Below are 507 nucleotides of genomic sequence, written 5' to 3' on the forward strand. Positions count from 1 at the left end.
TCTATGTAAGTAATATGTCATTACATGATAGAAGAGGCTTAAATTATGAAATACACTTTAGATGATTTTGCTAGATTAATCGATCACACTAATTTACATACTGACGCAACTCATGAAGGATATGAAGAAACTTTGTGATGAAGCTAAAAAATATCATTTTAAGATGGTTGCCATTAACCAAGTGCAATCTAAATTTTGTGCTGAACATTAAAAGGTACTGATATCGATACGGGTGCAGCTATTGCCTTCCCTTTAGGACAACAAACGATCGAATCCAAGGTCTTTGATACCAAAGATGCAATTAAAAATGGTGCTAATGAAATTGATTATGTCATTAATATTACCGAGTTAAAGGCTAAGAACTACTACATCAAGCGTGAAATGCAAGAAATGGTTGCTGTCTGTCACGAGCACAACATTCCATGTAAGGTAATTTTTGAAAACTGCTACTTAACTAAGGACGAAATTAAGAAGTTAGCTGAAATTGCTAAAGAAGTTAAACCAGAC

1 pseudogene is annotated in these 507 nt (G+C 33.5%); it reads left to right on the forward strand.

What is annotated here, in order from left to right:
- Positions 1-45: 45 nt before the first annotated feature.
- Positions 46-507: pseudogene (gene deoC / locus HMPREF0518_RS10265) on the forward strand (deoxyribose-phosphate aldolase); the annotation flags it as partial.

The organism is Lactobacillus helveticus DSM 20075 = CGMCC 1.1877, from assembly GCF_000160855.1.
Taxonomy (GTDB): domain Bacteria; phylum Bacillota; class Bacilli; order Lactobacillales; family Lactobacillaceae; genus Lactobacillus; species Lactobacillus helveticus.